The sequence below is a fragment of the Collinsella ihumii genome, assembly GCF_900046475.1.
Classification (GTDB): domain Bacteria; phylum Actinomycetota; class Coriobacteriia; order Coriobacteriales; family Coriobacteriaceae; genus Collinsella; species Collinsella ihumii.
In genome coordinates, this window is sequence record NZ_FCOU01000030.1 from 1 (window position 1) to 1,929 (window position 1,929).

General features: G+C 69.3%; 2 protein-coding genes. Both read right to left on the reverse strand.

The window, feature by feature from the left end:
• Positions 1-133 precede the first annotated feature (133 nt).
• Positions 134-736: a tetratricopeptide repeat protein gene (locus tag BN3789_RS12140; protein WP_187119155.1), complete on the reverse strand. Its 603-nt coding sequence runs from the start codon at positions 734-736 to the stop codon at positions 134-136.
• 30 nt (positions 737-766) lie between these two features.
• The gene (locus tag BN3789_RS12145; RefSeq protein WP_066834741.1) at positions 767-1,798 is read right to left on the reverse strand and encodes an RNB domain-containing ribonuclease; all 1,032 of its coding nucleotides are present in this window, start codon (positions 1,796-1,798) and stop codon (positions 767-769) included.
• Between the last annotated feature and the right edge of the window lie 131 nt (positions 1,799-1,929).

Sequence of the window (1,929 nt, forward strand, 5' to 3'; positions counted from 1 at the left end):
CCTTGGGGCGTGGGGCCGGTCGGCGGCGGCTTATGCCTGAGACGGGGGGGGCCGTGCCTGTGGCGCCTTCTGTTCTTGCGCCCCATGGCGCCTCCCTCCTCATGGCGAATCAGTTGGTGTATACCCCTGTCTCTTATACACATCTAGATGTGTATAAGAGACAGGCCGCGACGCGACCGTCATGCGGCGCGAGCCTGCTCGCCACGCGGGCGCAGCCGCTTGCCGCCAGCGCATTGTGGTTGTCGAGGAAGAACTGGCCGAGGTTGGCGTAGGCGCGGGCCGCCGAGCGCCCGTCCGACGCGCGCTCGATCACCGAGAAGCTCAGCGCCGCCCACTCCTGGGTGTTGCCGAGCGCGCGGTGCAGCTCGGCCAGGTCGAGCCGGTAGGCGCAGTTCATGGGATCCCAGCGCACCGCCTGCGTGAGCGTGTTCTTGGCGCTGACGTAATCCTCCTGGTTGATATAGGCGAACGACAGCGCCGCGTACAGCCGGTCAAACGGCGCGCCGACCTGCACGAGCTCGCGCGGGTCGCGCTCCACCCGACGGTACGCCAGGCGCTCGAAGGCGTCGGCGAAGCTGAAGTACTGGACCTTGTCGGTCGCCTGGCACTCGGCGTCGATGTACTCCTCGGCCTGCTCGACTAGGCGCTCGAGCAGCGGGGTCGCCGACGGCAGGTCGCCTGCGGCGAGGTAGCTCTCCGCCTGCGCGATATCTCGTTCGGAAATGGGCAGTTCCACAAGTTCCTCCCAATCGAATACGGTGGGTTATCAGTGTAGCGCACGGGCCGCGTGGATGAGGGCAAGATCGAGATGGCCGCGCACCGGGTTGACGCGCGCGACCTCGACCACCACGCGGGTCCCGAGCGAGATCGTCCGTCCGCTCGCACTCGCGGACAGCACCATCAGGTCCCCGTCGAAATCCCACCACTCGTCACCGCCGAGAGCGGACATGCGCACGAGGCCCTCGGCGCCTGTGTCGTCGAGGCGCACGAACGCCCCCATCTCGTCGATCCACGACACCGATCCCGCGTAGCGCTCCCCGATGCGGCTCGCGTAGTACTGGGCGACCTTGACCTTCTGCGTCGCGTGCGCGGCGGCGTCGGCGATGCGCTCGCGCGTGCTCGCATGGCGGCAGAGCTGCGGCAGCACCGGCAGCAGGGCCTGCGAGCCGACGCCGGTGAGCTGGGGCGTCCGTTCGCGCGCCGCAGCCTTGCCGAGGCGCTCCTGCGCGAGTGCGCGCTTGAGCTCGCGATGGACCAGCAGGTCGGGATAACGCCTGATCGGCGAGGTGAAGTGGCAGTAGGCGTCTGCGCCCAGCGCGTAGTGCCCCAGGTTGTGAGGCCGGTAGACCGCCCGCTGCATGGCGCGCAGCAGCAGGGCGTTCACGAGCGGGGCATAGCCCGTGCCATGGCTCTTCTCGACGGCGTGCTCGATGGCCGCCGGGTCGCCCGCCTTGATGGCCGCGGCGCTCGCACGGTCGATGGCGCCGATCTCCACCAGCGTCTTCGAGGCGGCCGCCAGCTCATCGGGCGACGGCGGCTCGTGCACGCGGTAGGCGGCATCGAGCCCGCGGTCGGCAAGCCAGCTCGCAACGCACTCGTTGGCAAGCAGCATGGCCTCCTCCACCAGCGAGGTCGCTGCCGTCCGCTCGCGCGTGACGATCCTCACCGGCAGTCCCTGCCCGTCGAGCAGCGCATGCACCTCGACCGTCTCGAAGTCTATGGCCCCGCGGGCATGGCGGATCGCCCGTCGCGCGCAGGCGAGCCCATCCGCATCGCGCAAGAATGCGCGCAGGTCCACGCCGGCAGCCCTGGCCTTCTCGCACGCCGCCCGGGCCGGTAGGCGTGAGCGACAGGCCGACGATCACGATGATGAGGCCGGCGATGTAGGGCGGGATGCAGCGGCGAACGATCTTGGCAAAGAAAAACCCC